Raw genomic sequence first — 18,402 nt, 5'->3', positions numbered from 1 at the left:
TACCTCCGTCGCTGCAGCTCATAAACCTTGACATAATGTCAGGGTCAAGGGTAATTCTGCGTCTGCACTCGGTCGCGTCGCAAGCGAGGCTCTCATGCTGAAAACGGGCTGGGCAATGCCGATCTGGTTCCGAGGTTTTCGTTCACGTTGAGCCGCTTTTCGTGGACCTGTTCGGCGGCCCCGTTCCAGCGGGAGATAACTATGCCGCCCGGGTCGGACCAAGGTATACCAGCCAGTAAACTAGCGCGACCAGAGCGCCACCACCGACAATGTTCCCCGCCGTTACGGGAAGCAAATTGGCAAGCAAAGCCACGACGTCAATGCTGCCGCTCTGGTAGAGCATGCCGATGGGAATGAGATACATATTGGCGATCGAATGCTCGAAACCGAGTGCGACGAAGGCTGTGATCGGGAAAACGATCGCAACGACTTTGCCGGACACGCTGCGCGCGGCGAAACACATCCAGACCGCGAGGCACACGAGGATGTTGCACAATATACCCCTCACGAAGGCCTGAGCTGGATCCAGCGATATCTTGGCGTTAGCAATCGTGTCCACCGTGATGCCAACGGCGCCATCGCCCAGCGCCAGCACGCCGGACAAATGGACGAGAACTGCTGTTGCGACCGCCCCGATCAGGTTGCCGACGTAAACAAGTCCCCAGTTCCGCAACAGCGCTGCCGTGGTGATGCGCCGACTTGCCCAGGCCATGACGATCAGGCTGTTGCCAGTAAACAGTTCCGCGCCGCCGATGATCACCAGGATTAGGCCAAGGGAGAAGGCAAGGCCGCCCAGCAATCGGGTTGGCCCAAATCCGAGTTCACTGCCGGTGACCGTGACCGCGTAGAACATCGATCCGAAGGCAATGAAAGCACCTGCAAGAATGCCAAGTGTCAGCGTTGAAACGAAGGAAAGTCGCACCTTGCGGACTCCCACCTCCTCGACGAGGCGAGCCATCCGTGCGGGCGGCACCACGTCGAGAGGATGAGGCTCGAGTGCGTCAACAGCAGATGCGGTGTCAGTCTGGTGCAATTCGGTCGCTCCATTCCTGCACACGCATCTGCCCTTCAACTGTCTGGCCGCGAGCCGGCTGGGCCGGCGGTCAGAGATTCGGCGCAGATCATTGTCGTTGCCGGATACCAGTTGCGGTAGATTTCTGTAACTATGCTGCTGCGTGTACTGCCCAACGGCAATTGTCGGCCGCGTTCATCACTCAAGATGTGCGGTTACAGTCGAAAAATGAGAACGGGATAGGCAAAATGATGGACTATCAAGTGGTTGGGAAAAAGCTCTCATCGCGTCTCAGCGAATTGACCAGTCGCGCAGAGGCAATCGAGGAAGAATTGCGCAGCCCGTTGGATGCCGATTCGTCCGAGCAGGCTGTCGACCTTGCTGACGACGAAGCACTCGCAGGGACGGATGAAGTCATCCGGCAGGAGATTTCCGAGATCAGAGCAGCCCTTTTGCGTATCGAAAACGGCAGTTATGGAATCTGCTCGGTGTGTGGCTCCAGCATTGGACACGCCCGTCTCGATGCGCTTCCCACCGCTACCAGGTGCATCAATTGCGCCTAGGATTTGTGCTCGGCCGCATCTCCTGCCTGTCCCAGCGAGCCTCGCCCGCGGTTTGATCAATCTTGCACGGCTGAGGCTCCCCCTGCGGAGGCGCAGGGTGCGGGTCGCCTGGGTGTTGTTCTACGGCAATCTTGGGATGAGCTTTCTGGACTTTTAGCGGCCCTTGGTAGGTGGCTTGCACAGGCCAGCGCGACCCAATGCGGCACCAAACGCCAAAATCGAATCGAACAGGTCGCTGGAATATTCATCTTCGACCAGCAGCGGGAGCGTGTTCCGTACATTCATGGCGTGATCGCCGCGCACTTCGCTCACGAGTTGCAGCAAGATGGCCTCGTGTTCCGACACCCGATTGCAGGCCAAACGGCAGAATTCGAAATTCTCAAGCCCGCCGCGATTGAACAGCGCCATCATCCGGAGGAATGGCTGGAGGCCCGCAATCATGTTTCGCTCGAGAAATGCCTTGCCGATCACGGCGCCCGGGCATGTCTTCCGTCCCATCGACAAAACCCAGCTGCGCATTGCCCAGACCAGCAGGCGCCCGCCAGGTTCGAGATCATTTACCGGCCGGTCGACAAATGCGTACATGATTGCGGTCTCCTCAGTGTGGGCGTCAGAGTTCGAGGCGCATGGTCGCGATGACGGTGCGAGGGGCGCCCGGCAAATTGAGCAGCGGCGATGTTCCGTGACCCGAGACGATGTAGCGCTTGTCGAACAGGTTGTAGGCGTTGAGCTGGAGGCGCGCGTTGCCGAGTTTCACCCAGACAAGTCCGTCGACAGTGACGTAGGCCGGCAGCACCACGGTGTTGCCGGGGTTCGCGAAACGGTCGGCAACGTAGTTCCCGCCGATGCCGAGCCCGAAGCGTTCATGAAATGACTTGCTGACAAATAGATTGGCGCTGTGCCTTGGAGTCAGGGTCGCGCGTTTGCCTTCGACCGGCTGCCCGCTTTCCACCGCCAAGGAGCGGATCACGCGTGCGTCCAGATAGGAATAGCCGGCTATCGCGCGCCAGCCGGAGGCGAGATCGAGATTGGCCGACAGTTCGATGCCGCGGGTGCGCTGCGTCCCGATCGGGATCAGGACCGTCGAGCCGGGGGCGGCCGACTTGATCCCCGTTCGTTCGAGCTCGAACAGCGAGACGGTTGCGTTGAGCCGCCCGCCAAGCAGAGTATATTTGGCTCCGATTTCCTTGTTGGTCGTCTTCTCCGGCTCGATCCCGGCGTTGTTTGCCGCCAGCGCAAAGCCTTCGCCGGACGGCTGAAACGAGCGGCTCCACGAGGCATAGTAGCTCTGGCTGTCGTCCGGCTGGAAGACGAGTCCCGCACGCGGGCTCCATTCGGCGTCCTTGCGGTACAGGTTGGGCAGCGCAAGGCGCTGGATCGTGCGCTGTTCGAACCAGTCGCGGCGCAGCCCGACGAGCGCCTTGAAGCCCGAGCCGAAGTCGATCAGATCCTGGACGTAGACGCCTTCATTCTTGAAGCGGCCCTCGTTGTGTGTCGCCGGGGTGCCGCCAAGATCGACCGGAACGATCGGCAGCACGGGCTGGAAGAGATCGACGGTGGCAAATCCGTTGGACGAGTAGAGCTTCTGGAGCTTGGTCTGCCGCGCGATCTCGACGCCATAGAGCAGGGTGTGGCGGGTGCCGGCGAACTCGACGACATGGGTCAGTTCGAGCTGGTTGGACCAGCCATCTTCGTCACGGAAGAAGTTCGACCGGTTGAGCGAAACCAGCGGGCGCAGCCGCGTTGCCGTCACCGGCAGTATTGCACCGGACAGGGTGTTCCGGCGATCTAGGTCGTAATTGTAGTGGCGAAAGCCGTTGCGCAGGCTCAGGCTGTCCGAAAAGCGATGCGTGAAGCTGACGGTCTGCGACGTAACCTGTGAACGACTGACGTCAGCGTTGCGGGCGTTCGCCGCGCCGTAGTAGGTTTCCGGCGGAACAACGACTGGCCGCCCCATGTAGGCAGGGATGCCAAAGTCAGTGATACGTTCGTCCCGCAGGAAATCGGCCTGGACCAGCAGTTCGGTATCCGGCCCAGGACGCAGCAGGAGCGTCGGCGCGATCGTTTCGCGGTCGAGAAACTGGAACTGGCGGAAGCTGCCGCTGCGCTCGAGCGCGCCGGTGACGCGGAACGCGGCACCGCCGGAACCAAGGGTTCGGCCGAAATCAACCTCGCCGCGCTTCGTGTCCCAGCTTCCTGCCGACAGCGTGAGCGCGGCGATGTTCTCGCCCGGCTTGCGCGTGACCCGGTTGATGAGACCGCCCGATGAACCGCGGCCGTAGAGCACGGCCGCCGGGCCCTTCACGACCTCGATGCGTTCGACATTCGAAAGGTCACGGAAATAGAGGGCATCATCGCGGAAGCCATCGACGAACTGATCAGAGATGGCGCTGAAGCCGCGGATCGTGACCTGATCGCGCTGTCCGTCACCGTGGCTGAGGCCGACACCGGGTACATTCTTGAGCGCGTCCTGGATCGACAATGCGCGTTGGTCCCTCAAAACTTCCTCGGGGACGACGTTCACCGCCTGAGGGATGTCGCGCAGTTCCGCGGGGATCTTCGCAGCGGACGTGCTCTGGGGAGCGTAACCTTCCTTTACCCCGGTCACCACGATCGTACGCTGGTCGGCCTCTGCGTCGGCGGCCTCGGCTTCGGTAGCGCGTGCAGGTGCCGATAGGCCCGATGCAAGTGCGGCAATGGCCGTGAGGGTCGCAAATCTGAATTTCATTGATGATTCCTCCTGTCGCCGCTATCGCTAGTGATAATGCGAACGCCTCGCAATAGCATTTATCATTCTTGAACATTTGATGGGAGGGTGGGCACGTGCAATCGTCATGGCGACTGCGACACAGGGTCCAGCGCGTGGTCGGACTGGCGCACCTGTGGATTGGACTGACACTTGGTTTAGTGTGGGCCCTTCAGGGCCTCACCGGGGCAGCATTGGTGTTCCACCGCGACCTCGACCGCGCTGTGTTCGTACCGACGGCAGGGGCACCGCGATCGCTCGACGAACTGGTGGAGGCGGCCAGCCGAACCATACACTCGCGGCCGGAATCAGTCGGGCTATACTATCCGGACGGGACGATCCTCGGAGTTACGTTCCCCGACCCACGAAAGGGCAAGCACACGGTGCTGGTCGATGCTGCGTCCGGGACAGTCGTCGGAATGCGGCAGCGCGCGCCGGCAAGCCCCGCTGACGAGAACCTCTGGCGCTGGGTCTACAACCTGCATCACGGTCTCCTGCTTGGTGAGCGCGGGGAATGGCTACTTGGCGTCTCAGGCATTGTTCTGGTTTTCACGGCTAGCAGTGGCGTGTATCTCGCCTGGCCGGCCCGAGGGCAGTGGAGAACCGCGTTTGCTGCGCGGCGCTGGCGCTCGCGCCTCCAGAAGCTGTTTGGCTGGCATCGGACCGTCGGCCTCGTGGCCGCAAGTGCATTGATTCTGCTCGCCGTGTCCGGCTCCGCTATGGATTTCGGCAAGCCACTTCGTGACTGGGCGGAAGACCACGCGGGCTATCGTCTGCCCTACAAGCCCAAGCCCGGAGCACTTCCAGGCCGGTTGATCGGCGCCGAGCGCGCGAGGGAATTGGCGCAGGCCCGCTTCCCGGAAGCGGCATTCACAGCAGTGAGCCTGCCCAGTGAGCGGAGCCCGGTCTATCAAGTGCGCCTTCGCCAGCCAGGCGAGTGGCGAAAGTGGTCGGGCACAAGCCTGGTAACGCTCGATCCGGGCAATGGCCGCATCCTCGCTGCATATGACGCGGCCAATGCTCCTATCGCCAATCAGATCATCGACGGTGCATTCGCCGTGCACAGCGGGGAGATCGCAGCGCTGCCCGGACGCATCCTGACTGTCGCCGCCGGGCTTTCCCTCCCACTGCTCTATCTTACAGGACTCTGGGCCTGGCTGCGCAAGCGGCGGGCCCAGTTGCCACGGGCGGCAATTTCTGCATCCGTCGCCCATCAATTTGACCAAGATCAATTGCGAGTGTGTCGCAATAGCGGTAGTTGCCTCCGCGAATCATCAAAATCCAAGGGGGCGTTGTGAAGAACCTGCTGCTGTTATCTGCTGCCATCGTGGCCTTTCCCGGCGTGGCATTCGCCAATGAGGCGGAAGGCATGGACGGCGAGACCATTCTCGTGATCGGAAAGTCCAACGGTTACGTTGCCATCGACTCTGCCACTGCGACCAAGACCGACACGCCCCTGATCGACGTGCCGCAAACGATCAACGTCGTGACGCGGGAACAACTCGACGATCAGGCGCAGCACAGCATCGCTGACGTGCTTCGCTATGTGCCGGGCACCACCATCGGCCAAGGCGAGGGCAACCGGGACCAGATCACTTTGCGCGGCCAGAACACCACGGCCGACTTCTTCCTCGATGGCGTCCGGGACGACGTCCAATATTACCGGAACCTCTACAATGTCGAGCGCGTGGAGGTGTTGAAAGGGCCCTATGCGCTGATTTTCGGGCGCGGCGGCGGCGGCGGCATCATCAACCGCGTGCAAAAGACACCGAGCAGCGAGCGCCTGTTCGGCAGCGCGAGTGCGAGCGTGAATACCTTCGGTGCATGGGATGTCACAGCTGACATCAACGCACCGATCTCCTCAAGCGGTGCGCTGCGGGTGAACGGCTTCTACGAGAATCTGGACAACCACCGCGATCATTTCGGCGGCGAACGCTACGGCATCAACCCCTATGTTGCCTTCGAACTCGGAGGCGGATGGAAGGCCGGGCTGTCCTACGAATATCTGAAGGATGACCGCGTCACTGATCGCGGCATCCCCTCACTTGCCTGTACGCAGCCCTGCACGCCGGGCCCGCTGCCCGGTCATCGCGACACCTTCTTCGGCGTACCTGGCGTCAATCGGACCGGCCTTGAGGCGCATGTCGTCAAGGCCAGGATCGACGGAAAACTGGCGGAAAACCTCGAGTGGTCAACGACGGTCCTCTACGGCCACTACGACAAGTTCTACACCAACGTCTTTGCCAACGGTGCAGCGAGTTCGCCAACCGGAACCGTTGCCCTGTCCGGTTACATCGACCCGACCAAGCGCGAGAACTTCATCGCGCAATCGAACCTAGTGTGGGATTTCGCCGTGGGCGGCATGGAAAACAAGATCCTGCTGGGTCTCGAATATGGCGAGCAGGATTCCACCAACCAGCGTTTCAATGCCGTCCTGTCCAATGCGACGTTGAATCTTGCCAATATCGTCTATCCGACGGTGACCTTCCCCGCCATCAACCGCGACACCGCGTCGAAGGTGAAGTTCTTCTCTGCCTATGCCCAGGACCAGATCGGCATCGGCGACCATCTCGACCTCGTCGTTGGCTTGCGGTTCGACCGCTTCGACATCAAGGGGACGGACTTTGCACCCAATCCCGACCGGCCGTTCTCCCGGATCGACGAGAAAGTATCCCCCCGCGTTGGCCTGATCTTCAAGCCGCGGGAGAATATCTCGATCTACGGCAGCTTCAGCCAGTCCTTCCTGCCGCGGTCCGGTGATCAGTTCCTGACCCTGACGGCCACCCAGGAGAACCTCGCCCCTGAGAAATTCACCAATTACGAGTTCGGCGCCAAGTGGGACATCCGCCCCGGCCTCAGCGCCACCCTGGCGGTGTTCCAGCTTGACCGCACCAACGCGACCACCCCCGATCCGGCCAACCCCGCCAACACGATCAATGTCGGTGAAACCCGCACCCGGGGTGTCGAACTGGCCCTGACAGGTCGGTTGACGAGCAACTGGCAAGTAAGCGGTGGCTACACCCATCAGGATGCCAAACTGCGCGGCAATGATTTCGTGCGCCTGGGCCAGGTGCCCGAACATCAGTTCGCGCTGTGGAATCGCTATGATTTCACGCGCCAGTTCGGTGCGGGCATCGGGGTAATCCACCAGACCAGCCAGTTCGCCGCCAACCGCACCGCGGCCGGCACGACGCGGCTTCCGGGCTTCACCCGTGTCGATGCCGCACTGTTCTTCAACGCAACCGAGCAGTTGCAGCTTCAGGTCAATGTCGAGAACCTGTTCGACGAAACCTATTATTCTGACGCACACAACAATAACAACATCTCGCCGGGCGCGCCGCTCAACGCGCGCTTTACCGCACGCCTGAAGTTCTAGGGTGGGAACCAGCCGTTCTTACGGGGGCCGGCCAGTCCGGTAGAAGCGGTGGAGGTGTCTGGCGCCCAGGCACCTCCAGCCGATCACTTCCTTCGCGGACCATCAAGGTGTTGGTCGGGCTCCAGAAAAGCAGGGACTCCGCCCGGCTCCCGACAATCGCCTCTATGAAACCGCTACGCCCATGCGTGCCGAGCACGAGCACGTCGGCCGCCACTTCGCGGGCAGCCTGTTTGACAACAGGGGCCATGACGCCGTGGCCAAGACGGATCGTCACCCACTTCCTGGGAGAGAGGCACAAATTGATGATCCGGTTGCGGATGACCTAGCCCGTCGGGCCCACCATGTGCTGGAGGGCTGTGCGCGATGCCAGCCCCGTGCCGAACCAGCGGCTTGCTTTCATTCCCGAGGCTGCAAGCGTGCCAGCAGCAGCATCTGATCCAGGTTTTCGAGAGTGACCATCCCGATCAAGTGTCCGCGCTGGTCCGCGACCATGACTGCCGGGAAATTCTCTTCATCCATGAGGCGCAGGGCATCTTCGAGCTCGGCTCGGTCGGAGACAGTAGGAACATCGGTGCGCATTACATCTGCAACCTGACCGTCAGCGCCGAGATCGTGAAGTGCACGAAGCAGCCGGGCCCGCGTCAGCAGACCGATCGGCTTGCCCACCCCATCGACGATAGGGATGTCGTGCTGCGTCGAGTGGATCAGAAGCGCGACAGCGTCGGCGATGCGGCTCGTGACAGGCAATGTCGAGAACTGCGTGATCATCGCATCCGACACCCTGAGCCGCCGGGCCAACTGATGGAGCTGGGTGCTGTTGTTTTCGGCACTTGCTCCCATGAAAACAAAGAGCGCGACGAGCATCAGGAGGGGGTAGCCGCTGACGAAGCCGAACAGGCCAAATCCGAATGCCAGGATGTGACCGATCCGGGTCGCGAGCTTCGTCGCAGCGGCCCGGTCCATCCGATAGGACAGACATGCCCGCAGGGCTCTTCCGCCATCCATCGGGAAAGCAGGCACAAGATTGAACACGGCCAGGGCGATGTTCGCGACGGCCAGTTGCGACAACAGTGAGACGTTCTTCGCGGGTTGCGCGACATCCTGCATGATGGTTTGCGAACCGAGCAGGATGAACAACACCGCCGCAATCACCAGATTTACCCCGGGGCCGGCGAGGGCGACGGCCAATTCCTGGCCGGGCTTTTCTGGAATGCACTTCATGCGCGCCACACCACCAATCGGTAGCAGGACCACGTCGAGCGTTTGTGAGCCGAAGCGGCGTGCGGTCAGAATGTGGCCGAATTCGTGGAGGACGACACAAAGGAACAGCAACAGGATGTAAGCCAGGCCATTGGCCATGGCTGCCATGCCGCCTTCATTCCAGAAAGCGGCACCAATCCAGATAAAGAACAGGGCGAAGGTCAGATGGATCCGGATGCGGATGCCGCTGATGCTTCCGATCGAAAATGACCAACTCATCGGATCTCCGCAAAAGCTTGGCCCAAATCCTAGCACGCCTTGTCCAGCGAACTGCACGGGTTTGTTGCAAGGACCGGGTCGCCCGATCCCCCGATCTTGCAGTCTGTGCCGGCCCCCCGGCGGACACAGCATGACATCGTTGATTTGCCATGTGCGGAATTCTGAATGAATCGCGTCGGCGGCGAGGATGCGGTATTATGGGTTGGTGCCGAAATCCGCCGGTTCCTTGAGGCGCCCATTCGGCCAGTTCAGGAGGCAGCGATGACTGAAATCGACAAGAAGTCTGCGATCGCCATTCTCAATCGGATCATGGAAGCAGAATTGGCGGGCGTCGTTCGTTACACGCATTATTCGCTCATGGTTTACGGCTATAATCGCATTCCCATTGTGTCCTGGCTCGAAGGCAATGCCTCGGAAGGCCTCAACCACGCGCGAAAAGCCGGAGAACTGGTTACGCTGCTCGGCGGACATCCTTCGCTGCAAATCGGCTCGCTGCTGGAAACAGCCAAGCACGACATCGGTGACATTTTGCGAGAGAGCCTTGAGCATGAAAAGCTCACTCTCGGACTTTACTACGAGCTGCTTCAAACTGCTGCCGACAAGTCGGTCTTGCTCGAGGAGTATGCCCGAGAGATGATCATGCTCGAGGAACTGCATCTCGACGAGGTCAACAAGATGCTGCGCAAACCTGGCGATGTCGAGGCATACCACGGCTGACCCAAGCAAAGTGAATAGACGTGCTTGAGGCGCCTTAACGGCACAGTTTGCCAGGTAGAGGAAGCAGAGCCACAGCGTCCAGCTGCCAAGTCAGGATATATGACTTGAAGTCTCGGGGACTCCACTGCCTTCGATAAGTGGATCTATATTATGTTAGGATTGAACAATTGGCCTGGTAAGCAGTGCGCCTGAATGCGCCTCTGCATAGTCAACTACGTGTGGATGGCATTCAGGAACGTGTGATGAAGTCGATGCGGATCTTGTGGAAGCGCCTCGTTAAGGACGGTGAGACTTGCACTCGCTGCGGGGATACCGGAAACGAACTCAAGGCGGCGGTGGCAAAACTTGCGGCCGCGCTGAGACCGCTGGGAATTGAGCCCGTGCTTGAAACCCAGGAAATCGATGGAACAACATTCAAGGCAAATGCTGCGGAGTCCAACCGCGTGTGGATCGCCGGCAAATCGATCGAGGAGTGGCTCGGCGCCAATGTTGGCATGAACCGCTGCTGTTCTGTGTGCGGCGACTCGGATTGCCGAACGCTCGAAGTCGGTGGCCGCACTTACGAGACGATCCCGGAGGAACAGTTCATCAAAGCCGGGTTGATGGCGGCCAGTCAGATGATCGCTTCAGCATCGTCGCCGGCCGAGGGTACAACGTCGCGCAGCAGTCCTGCCTCAGGTGCGAAACAGTGCCCGCCAACTTCGGCGCAAGCCAAAGACGGTTGCTGCGAGTAATCAGAATGGCGGTAAGCCAGCCGTTGCACCCCCTGGGAATAGGAAGAGAATGACGGCCGAGGCGATCAACTGGCACTCCGCAATATCAAAATTTCAGCGGGTCGTGTTGCATTGTCTTTGGGCGAAGTCGCTATTTTCCAGCCGTAAGGGCGCTTGAACCGGCGAGTATGACTGCAGCGCCGGCAAGGCAGATCAGGGAGCCGAGGATATCGGTTGCCGTTGGTTTCTGTCCTTCGACCAGGCCGAGCCAAACCAGCGAAGCGACAATGTAGATCCCGCCGTAAGCGGCATAGGCGCGCCCGGCGTAGGTGACATCGACCCGTGTCAACAGCCACGCGAACGCGACCAACGCCACCACCCCGGGAATGGCGACAAGAACCGGCTTCCCATTCTTCAGCCAGGCCCAGAAGGCAAAGCAGCCCGCGATCTCGCAGAAGGCAGCTGCGGCGTAGATTGCCCAGAGCTTCACGCAGCAGCGTCCGCGATGTCTTCGAAGATCGTGCACGGTAACGCCGGCGACGGACTGCAGGTGGCATCGCAGCGCCTGGCCATGGCATCGAGCGAGGCCGCGAGACGGGCAAGTTCCAACCGCCTCTCCTTGACCTCGTCGATGCGCTGCTGGACGATTTCGCGAGCCTTGATGCATCCTCCGGGACCATCGGCTTCGGGAACCAGAAATTCGCGGGTCTGATCGATCGACATGCCAAAATCGCGCGCGTGGCGAACGAATTGCAGGCGTTTCACATCGGGTCAGCCATAACTACTCCGCCTGCCAGCGGTCCTTGCCGCGTTCGCGATGAGGCCGACGCCTCGTAATAGCGGACCGTCGGCGTGGAACATCCCGCGTGACGCGCGGCCTGGCTGATCGACATCGGCATGGCGAAGGCATCGCATGGCGCCGCTTGCTCTTCAAGGTACTTGAACTTGTAGAAGGCATCGCGGCTGGGGCTGATCGGCACATTTGCTGGGATCGCGCTATGGGCGGGCAAATGGCGCTGATCCAGGGATTGCTGGCCCAGCTCGCCGCCGAACGTGCTCCCGAGGCATTGCGAGGGGCGACCTTTGGCCTGTTCAATCTGGCAACCGGAATCACTATGCTGGCGGCCAGTGTGCTCGCGAGGGTGTTGTGGGATTATGCCGGACCGTCGGCAACATTTATCGTCGGTGGCGGGTTCGCAGCAATTGCAGCCTTGTTGATCCTGGCCCGACGAGTGGTGGCGATCCGCGTCGGAACATAAAGGCGGATTTGCAAAAGCGGCGTCCACTCAGTCCGGTTACGTCGTTAGCCTGCCAAATCCGGGCTGGGTTGCCCTTTCATCTCACCCCCCGAACGTCGGCTCGAGCGTCCCTAGCCATCCAACAAGTAGCAGAATCGCGCCGGCGAGAGTGAATTCCAACCCGACGCTCACACGCAATGCGAGCACGGCTGCAGAACCATTGCTTGCCTTGTCCGCTCGCGCAAGCGCGGGCGAAAGTCTGAAGCGGTTCAGCGCCGCAAGGCCGAGCATGACTCCAAAGAGCGTCAGTTTGAGCAGCAGCAACTGGCCATACTGTGTGGATGGCAGCAGGCGCAGATCGACAGGCCTGAGCAAGAAAGCCGCGTTCAGAAGTCCCGTTAGTATCAACGTGGCGACGACAATCGTTCCAACGCTGCCGAAGCTGGCGAGCATCTGCCATGTCCGAATTCTATGCTCCTCGTCCTGCGGCAGTTTCGCCAAAAGCCGCCGGAGCAGGATCACCAAGGCGCCCAGCCAAACTGACGCGGTCAACAGGTGAGCGATGTCCCCAGCGAGCCGGACTAATCCGGCCGCGCCATCAGATGCTGCCGCATGCCCTGACCAAGCCTGGGACGCCACAGAAACAGCCGCCAGAGTTACAACGAGAATGGGTCTCGTGGTCGTGCTGCTCGTTGAAATTGCGGTGGAGACAAGGATCAGGACCAGAGCGGCCAGCCGAACCAGAAACGCCCAGCCCACCGCAGTGCCGGTCACCACAAATGTGAAGAGATCGGGATCCATTTCGATGACGCTGGTTCCCCCCATCGCGGCCGCAGTTAGGGCAAATCCTGCAAGGCTCAGGCACAAGCCGGTCACCGCCAGAACCGCGAGAGTTCCCCGCTGCAATGGCTCGGCGTGAGGCTTGGCCAACACCATCGCGAACAGCGGGGCACCGAAGAGCAACCCGAGGTCGGCATAGAGCGCCCCGCTTACCAGATGTATCGCCTCAAGGCCCACGTCTAGCGGACCGTGAAGGATATCTTGCCGGAAATCCGATGCGTGTCCGTCGAAACCGCGTGCCAATTGACGTCGTATCTGCCAGCCGGAAGGGGGCGGGCAAGCGATGCTCTCAGCGTCTTGCGATCCGGGGCAAGGGAAGCCCTGATCCCGCTCACCTTCATTGCGATGTGTTTCCCTGATGGTGACGGGGTAGGCATGCCGGTCATCACTACATCAAAGCCGGAAAGCGGGGCGATCAACGTCTCGCTGAATGTAAGTCGAACTTCGCGGACATTGCTAGCAGTTCCGGATTGCGTTGGCACGGCGCGCAACAGTCGTGGATGTGCCAGGGCTGGAGTGGCCGCAGCAACGGCGATAGCGGCAAGTGACGTCGCAATGGTTCGGATCGGTATCATTCTGCTTCTCCTCGCGAAAGCGCTCGAACTGGACCAGGCTCGGTACCTCGCGGCGGGTTGGTTAGAGCGCGAATGGCGGATCGAGGCGCACGCTGGAACGCTATTCCAGCAGGTCAACAAGCCCGGGTTGGAATTCCTCGTCCAACCCGGGCCAAGCCAAGTGTCGGCTCTGGTGCCATCAACGTCGACGGCACATTCACCACATTCACGCCCGTCGTCTCTGCGTTTCAATAGCCATAATAGCCATAGCGGGGATAGTAACGGCGTCGCCAATCGCGACGATGCCATCCGTCATGTTCACGATCGAGTTGATCGTGCCCGTATCGGTGCTCGTATCGCAATTGCCGGTGCAGTTGTGCATGCTCCCAGGGCGTCAGCCCCTGTTCGTGTGCTTCGGCATGCTCTTCGTCGAGCTGATCATGAACGTCGCCGTGCTCAGCATCGAGCTCTTCATGCTCGTCATCGTGCCGTGAATGGCCGTTGTAATAGGGGGTGCCATAATAGCCGCCACCCGAGCCGATCGAGATCGACCAGCTGCTTTGCGCGAAAGCCGCAGTCGGTGCCATCGCCGCAAATGCGGCCGCTCCGACAAGGGGAACCAAATTTCGTTTCACGATGCGCTCCTTCCAATCAGGCCCCTGCGACTGTTTGATACAATTGCTCTGCATGATGGCTGAATGGCGGAGATGATTGGCGTTCATCTCCGGCGGACGGGGCGAGGCCCGCCGACGCTGAAGGGTCTGCGATGCGCGCCGGGAAAGCCAATTCGGAGTCAGGACCCGGATGGCGGGAATGCCGACTGGGGTCAGGTAAACGTCAGTGCCGATCTATCACCCCTTAGTAAATTGCTATTGCGAACCATTCGCATTTTATGTAGCAGCGGCCCGTCACACGAATCGGGGGACCTATGCGGAAATTTGGAATGCTTCTGGCGGCGACGGCCCTGTCGACCGCAACACCGGCCCTTGCCGATCAGACCTCCCTCGAAGCGGAAGTCGCTTTGCTGAAGGCGCAGATCGCGGCGCAAAAAGAGCAACTCGCGGCACAAGCTGCGCGCCTGGAACAAGTCGAGGCCCGTTTGCAGGCCACTGCGACACCGACCACTCCTCCTGCGGCCCTGGCGGAATCTACGAGTAAGGCCTCTGGAGCGACTGCCTCGCCCACGGCTGTTGCAGCCAACACCGTCGGTGTCGGCAAAGGCAGTGGCGGGGACACGACGATCGGCGGCTATGGCGAGATTACCTACAATGGGTATCTCAAGGACAGCAGCCGTAATCAGGCCGACCTCAAGCGCCTGGTGCTGTTTGTCGGCCATCGCTTCAGTGACAAACTCAGCTTCAACAGCGAAATCGAGGTCGAGCATGCCGTTGCCAGTTCGGGCGACCAGGGCGAGGTCGCAATTGAGCAGGCCTACCTCGACTACTCATTCAGCCAAGCGGCGAACCTCAAGGCCGGTCTGTTCCTGATGCCATTCGGCTTCCTCAACCGCAATCACGAGCCGCCGGTCTTCTATGGCGTCGAGCGCAACGAAGTCGAAACGCGCATTATCCCTTCGACATGGCGCGAGGGCGGGATGGGCCTCTATGGCAGCACGCCATTTGGGCTCAGCTACGATGTCGGGGTAACGACCGGCTTCGATGTCGCCAAATTTGATGATCCTGGCGCTCCGCTGGCAGGATCGCACCAGGAGCTCCAGCTCGCGAAGGCTTCAAGCCTCTCGTTCTACGGTTCGCTTGAATATCAGGGTATTCCGGGATTGCTGATCGGCGGCGCGGTCTTCACCGGCAATGCCACCCACAACAATGCTGACTTCAAGGCCGACCACAGCCTGCCAGACTTTTCGGGCATTACTTCCCGCGTCACCCTGTGGGACGTTCACGGTCGTTGGCAGCATCGTGGCCTCGACCTTCAGGCACTTTATGCGCGCGGCACGATCAGCCGGTCGGCGGCATTGGGCACCGTGATCGAAAATTTCAACGACACCAACGGCACCGAACTGCCGGTCGCTCCTTCAGCGTTCTATGGCTGGTATGTTCAGGGCGCTTACAGCTTTGCACTCGGGGGCACTGCGACCCTCGATCCGTTCGTCCGCTATGAGAAATTCGACACGCAGGCGCGCCTGCCGCTGGGTCTGATGTCCGATCTGGCCAACCGCGACCGGGTGCTCACGACGGGCCTCTCGTTCCATCCGCTGCGTGAAGTGGTGGTCAAGGTCGATTACCAGAAATTCTTCGAAAACAAGGACAACGACCGGATCAATCTTGGTCTGGGCTACATGTTCTAACAATCAGGTTGATCTCAAATGCGTCCATTTTCCAGCCGCTCTGGCGGCCTGTTTTTCTGCGCCCTGGCTCTGGGGGCTGCCACCGCATTCCCCGGCGTGGCCCATGCTGACGAGAACCTGTTCGGCTACAACACCGGCGCCGAAACCCTGCCGAAGGGCTCGGGCGAAATCTATGTGTTCAACACCTTGCGCTCGGACAAGGGGCAAGGCACTTACCGCGCGATCGATACCGAGATTGAAGGTGAATACGGCGTCACCGACAGGATCACCGTGTCGGCCGCCGCGAGCTTCCTCACCATCGACACCCATGGCTTGCTGATCGATGGCTATCTCCCGGCGCCCATCGACAAGGGGCCGCGTTTTTCGGGTCTCGAACTCAAATCGAAGTTCAACGTCCTCAGTCCAGCCCTCGACGATTTTGGGCTCGCCGTCATCACCTCGGTCGAATGGAAGCGGCTCGACCCGCATAGCGGCCAGCGCAAGACGGAATATGAAGGCAGGGTCGTACTGGCTGCGCAGAAATATTTCCGCCAGGGCCAGATCGTCTGGGTCGGCAACCTCGGCCTCAAGGCCGGGCATGAAAAGCGTGCACCAATTGCCAATCTGCCTGCCGATTTCGACTGGCCAACCACACCCGAAATGGAAATCGAACTCAGCGCCGGCACGGGCCTCACTTATCGTGTCGCGCCGAACTGGTTCATCGGTGCTGAGACTCAATATACATCGGAATATGAGACCGAGGTCGGCCAGGAGCGCTGGTCGCTGTTTGCCGGCCCGACGATCCACTATGGCGGCAAGAAATTCTGGGCCACGCTCACCTGGTTTCCGCAGATCAAGGGCGGCGGCGAGCGCTATAACGGGCAGACCGACACCAATCTGCACCTGATCGAGAAGACCAGGAACGAGTTTCGGCTTAAACTTGGCATGAACTTCTGACAGGAGCTTGCGATGACAAGATTCAACTGGGCAAGTATGTTCGCCACGCCGGTGCTTGCGGCCTCATCGAGCGCGGTCGCCGCCGATTACCTGACTGTGGCCGAGGCCCAGCATATCCTCGTGCCGCAAGCGGATGCTTTCACGCCATTTCCTGTTGCCCTTTCCCCGGCGCAGCTTGCGCAGATCCGTCAGATTTCCGGCGTCCCGCAGCGCACAGCCCAACCGCGCGTGTGGCGCGCCGCCGTCGGCGGCAGGCTGCTCGGCTGGGTGATCGTCGACGAGGTGATCGGCAAGCACGAGTACATCACTTATGCCACTGGCATCTCGCCCGATGGCCATGTGCTGGGCGTCGAAATCCTGAGCTATCGCGAGAGCAAGGGCGGTCAAGTGCGCGACGCACGGTGGCGTGGCCTTTTCCGGGGCAAGACGGTGCGCGACAAGTTCAAGCTCAATCAGGACATACCGAACATTTCCGGCGCCACCTTGTCGTCGCGCAACGTCACTGATGGGGTGAAGCGCCTTCTCGCCATTCACGCCGTCGCCTTGGCTCAGGCGAGGTAAGCTTGCTGACCCGATGCAAGCCTCTGCTCGGCACATTGGTCGAGATATCCGTTCCGGAAGCTGCGGCAGGTGCGGTGGACCGTGCCTTCGCGGCAATCGCGGAGGTTCATGCGCGCATGTCCTTTCATGCCGAAGACAGCGATCTGGCGCTTCTCAGGAAGGCGCCCCCCGGCATGACCGTCGAGGTCGCGTCCGAGACGGTTGAAGTGCTGCGCATCGCGCTCGATCTCCACAGGGAATCGAACGGTCTGTTCGATGTGACAATCGGCCGGGAACTGGTCCGCTCCGGATTCCTGCCGCGACCGGAAGGCCCAATGTGGTCTCGCCATTCGGGCACCTCGGCAGACATTGAAATTCTCGATGACCGCCGCGTGCGCTGCCACAAGGCGATACTGATCGACCTTGGTGGGATCGCCAAGGGCTTTGCCGTTGATCGGGCAGTCGCGGCTTTACAGTCGGCTGGAGCCATGGAGGGGCTGGTCAATGCTGGCGGTGACCTGCGGATGTACGGGGACCGCGAATGGGTAGTGCAACTGCGCGATGGCGATGGCGCTGTTCGCACGTCTATTGCCCTTGCCGATTGCGCCATCGCCAGCTCATCCAATTTTGCTAACCGCCGCAGGCGACTGGACCGTGTTCATACTCCGCACATCGGTGCCGGCCGCTCACCTGTAGCAGTACCAGGCCGGGTCAGTGTCATCGCCGATCGCTGCGTGATGGCCGATGCCCTGACCAAGGTTGCAATCGCTTGCCCAGAAACGGCGCAGGAAATGATCAAGCGTTACGGTGGATACATCCTCCCCCAATCTGACCTTGGAAAGGCCGCCTGATGGTCCATCGCCGCACGGCTCGACTTGCGGGCTGGCAGATCTGGCTCGTCAGCCTGGGCGGCGCGGGCTTATGGCTGAGTGGCGGGGCCTGGCTCTTGCTGCACTATTTTGGCCAAAAGGAAGGCCAGTTTGGACCAGAGATCAATCCGCTCGAACCCTGGATGATGAAGCTCCATGGGTTGGTCCTGATCCCTGTGTTGCTCGGCATTGGCGGGATGTTCGTCGCACATATCCCCAAGGGCTGGGACCATGTGCATCAGCGTGTCGCGGGTGTTGCCCTGTGCGCGGTCCTGGCCGTGCTCGTCGCCAGTGGGTACATGCTCTACTATGTTGGCGACGACAGCATGCGCGAATGGACCAGCATGGTACATTGGATCGTTGGCCTCGTCTTGCCGGCTATCTTTGTTTGGCATTATCTCAATGGCCTGCTCGTGCGTCGCCGGAGAGCTGGCGGCACTTGGCGCAACGAAAGTCAGGCATAGATTGGGGTATGGCAACACTCGGCAAAAAGATTTTTGGTCCGATGTTCCGG

General features: G+C 60.6%; 21 protein-coding genes. 11 read left to right on the top strand and 10 right to left on the bottom strand.

Features of this window, described 5'->3' with window-relative positions; all coding sequences use genetic code 11:
• Positions 1-199 precede the first annotated feature (199 nt).
• The gene (locus K426_RS03260) at positions 200-1,033 is read right to left on the bottom strand and encodes a formate/nitrite transporter family protein (RefSeq protein WP_197672750.1); all 834 of its coding nucleotides are present in this window, start codon (positions 1,031-1,033) and stop codon (positions 200-202) included.
• Between the two features lie 227 nt (positions 1,034-1,260).
• Here K426_RS03260 and K426_RS03255 point away from each other — a divergent pair, with 227 nt between their 5' ends.
• Entirely contained in the window at positions 1,261-1,575 is a 315-nt protein-coding gene (locus K426_RS03255) for a TraR/DksA family transcriptional regulator (RefSeq protein WP_066561290.1), read from the top strand.
• A 153-nt stretch (positions 1,576-1,728) separates the two neighbouring features.
• On the opposite strand, the gene K426_RS03250 is transcribed toward K426_RS03255, so the two are convergent.
• Both K426_RS03250 and K426_RS03245 read right to left on the bottom strand, forming a co-directional pair.
• The gene (locus K426_RS03250) at positions 1,729-2,160 is read right to left on the bottom strand and encodes a hypothetical protein (protein WP_066553686.1); all 432 of its coding nucleotides are present in this window, start codon (positions 2,158-2,160) and stop codon (positions 1,729-1,731) included.
• 25 nt (positions 2,161-2,185) lie between these two features.
• The gene (locus K426_RS03245; RefSeq protein ID WP_066553683.1) at positions 2,186-4,303 is read right to left on the bottom strand and encodes a TonB-dependent receptor; all 2,118 of its coding nucleotides are present in this window, start codon (positions 4,301-4,303) and stop codon (positions 2,186-2,188) included.
• 134 nt (positions 4,304-4,437) lie between these two features.
• Here K426_RS03245 and K426_RS03240 point away from each other — a divergent pair, with 134 nt between their 5' ends.
• Together K426_RS03240 and K426_RS03235 are read left to right on the top strand one after the other, a co-directional pair.
• A complete protein-coding gene (locus tag K426_RS03240) occupies positions 4,438-5,619 on the top strand; it encodes a PepSY-associated TM helix domain-containing protein (RefSeq protein WP_066553681.1) in 1,182 nt (393 codons plus the stop codon).
• The gene (locus K426_RS03235) at positions 5,616-7,697 is read left to right on the top strand and encodes a TonB-dependent receptor (protein WP_237229919.1); all 2,082 of its coding nucleotides are present in this window, start codon (positions 5,616-5,618) and stop codon (positions 7,695-7,697) included. The genes K426_RS03240 and K426_RS03235 overlap by 4 nt, the downstream gene beginning before the upstream one ends.
• Here the strand turns inward: K426_RS03235 and K426_RS30135 are convergent.
• Together K426_RS30135 and K426_RS03230 are read right to left on the bottom strand one after the other, a co-directional pair.
• Positions 7,675-7,971: a universal stress protein gene (locus tag K426_RS30135; RefSeq protein ID WP_257721807.1), complete on the bottom strand. Its 297-nt coding sequence runs from the start codon at positions 7,969-7,971 to the stop codon at positions 7,675-7,677. The two genes, K426_RS03235 and K426_RS30135, sit on opposite strands and share 23 nt — an antisense overlap.
• A 122-nt stretch (positions 7,972-8,093) precedes the next feature.
• Entirely contained in the window at positions 8,094-9,176 is a 1,083-nt protein-coding gene (locus tag K426_RS03230; RefSeq protein ID WP_066553679.1) for a site-2 protease family protein, read from the bottom strand.
• Between the two features lie 165 nt (positions 9,177-9,341).
• Between K426_RS03230 and K426_RS03225 the strand changes: the two genes are divergently transcribed.
• Together K426_RS03225 and K426_RS03220 are read left to right on the top strand one after the other, a co-directional pair.
• On the top strand, positions 9,342-9,893 hold the full coding sequence (locus K426_RS03225) for a ferritin-like domain-containing protein (protein ID WP_237229918.1): 552 nt from the start codon (positions 9,342-9,344) through the stop codon (positions 9,891-9,893).
• A gap of 242 nt (positions 9,894-10,135) precedes the next feature.
• The gene (locus K426_RS03220; RefSeq protein ID WP_082748392.1) at positions 10,136-10,627 is read left to right on the top strand and encodes a DUF2703 domain-containing protein; all 492 of its coding nucleotides are present in this window, start codon (positions 10,136-10,138) and stop codon (positions 10,625-10,627) included.
• A 130-nt stretch (positions 10,628-10,757) separates the two neighbouring features.
• Here K426_RS03220 and K426_RS03215 read toward each other — a convergent pair whose 3' ends face one another.
• Both K426_RS03215 and K426_RS32375 read right to left on the bottom strand, forming a co-directional pair.
• Positions 10,758-11,096 (bottom strand): YnfA family protein, encoded by a 339-nt coding sequence (locus K426_RS03215; RefSeq protein ID WP_237229917.1) that lies wholly within the window; start codon positions 11,094-11,096, stop codon positions 10,758-10,760.
• The gene (locus K426_RS32375) at positions 11,093-11,371 is read right to left on the bottom strand and encodes a MerR family DNA-binding protein (RefSeq protein WP_066553674.1); all 279 of its coding nucleotides are present in this window, start codon (positions 11,369-11,371) and stop codon (positions 11,093-11,095) included. Before K426_RS32375 ends, K426_RS03215 begins: the two co-directional genes overlap by 4 nt.
• Positions 11,372-11,472: 101 nt before the next feature.
• Between K426_RS32375 and K426_RS03200 the strand changes: the two genes are divergently transcribed.
• Positions 11,473-11,865: an MFS transporter gene (locus K426_RS03200; protein WP_145907170.1), complete on the top strand. Its 393-nt coding sequence runs from the start codon at positions 11,473-11,475 to the stop codon at positions 11,863-11,865.
• Positions 11,866-11,946: 81 nt separating this feature from the next.
• Here K426_RS03200 and copD read toward each other — a convergent pair whose 3' ends face one another.
• The 3 genes from copD to K426_RS03190 all read right to left on the bottom strand — a co-directional run bounded on the left by copD (position 11,947) and on the right by K426_RS03190 (position 13,873).
• Positions 11,947-12,927 (bottom strand): copper homeostasis membrane protein CopD, encoded by a 981-nt coding sequence (gene copD / locus K426_RS03195; RefSeq protein WP_237229915.1) that lies wholly within the window; start codon positions 12,925-12,927, stop codon positions 11,947-11,949.
• Complete coding sequence (gene copC / locus K426_RS30130) at positions 12,864-13,259, bottom strand: copper homeostasis periplasmic binding protein CopC (RefSeq protein ID WP_082748388.1); 396 nt, start codon at positions 13,257-13,259, stop codon at positions 12,864-12,866. Before copC ends, copD begins: the two co-directional genes overlap by 64 nt.
• 227 nt (positions 13,260-13,486) lie before the next feature.
• Positions 13,487-13,873, bottom strand: coding sequence for a hypothetical protein (locus K426_RS03190; RefSeq protein ID WP_145907166.1), 387 nt, complete (start codon positions 13,871-13,873; stop codon positions 13,487-13,489).
• Between the two features lie 308 nt (positions 13,874-14,181).
• Between K426_RS03190 and K426_RS03185 the strand changes: the two genes are divergently transcribed.
• Genes K426_RS03185 through K426_RS03165 form a run of 5 tightly spaced genes read left to right on the top strand, consistent with a single transcriptional unit; the run spans position 14,182 to position 18,352 of the window.
• Entirely contained in the window at positions 14,182-15,543 is a 1,362-nt protein-coding gene (locus K426_RS03185; RefSeq protein WP_066553658.1) for a porin, read from the top strand.
• Between the two features lie 18 nt (positions 15,544-15,561).
• Entirely contained in the window at positions 15,562-16,479 is a 918-nt protein-coding gene (locus tag K426_RS03180; RefSeq protein WP_066553655.1) for a DUF6662 family protein, read from the top strand.
• A 12-nt stretch (positions 16,480-16,491) separates the two neighbouring features.
• On the top strand, positions 16,492-17,040 hold the full coding sequence (locus K426_RS03175; protein ID WP_066553647.1) for an FMN-binding protein: 549 nt from the start codon (positions 16,492-16,494) through the stop codon (positions 17,038-17,040).
• A gap of 2 nt (positions 17,041-17,042) precedes the next feature.
• On the top strand, positions 17,043-17,870 hold the full coding sequence (locus K426_RS03170) for an FAD:protein FMN transferase (RefSeq protein WP_066553644.1): 828 nt from the start codon (positions 17,043-17,045) through the stop codon (positions 17,868-17,870).
• The gene (locus K426_RS03165) at positions 17,870-18,352 is read left to right on the top strand and encodes a hypothetical protein (protein WP_066553640.1); all 483 of its coding nucleotides are present in this window, start codon (positions 17,870-17,872) and stop codon (positions 18,350-18,352) included. Before K426_RS03170 ends, K426_RS03165 begins: the two co-directional genes overlap by 1 nt.
• Positions 18,353-18,402 lie beyond the last annotated feature (50 nt).

The sequence above is a fragment of the Sphingobium sp. TKS genome (genome assembly GCF_001563265.1).
Lineage (GTDB): Bacteria > Pseudomonadota > Alphaproteobacteria > Sphingomonadales > Sphingomonadaceae > Sphingobium.
Note: the sequence above shows the minus strand (reverse complement) of the source record. Positions and strands in the feature narration are given on the sequence as shown.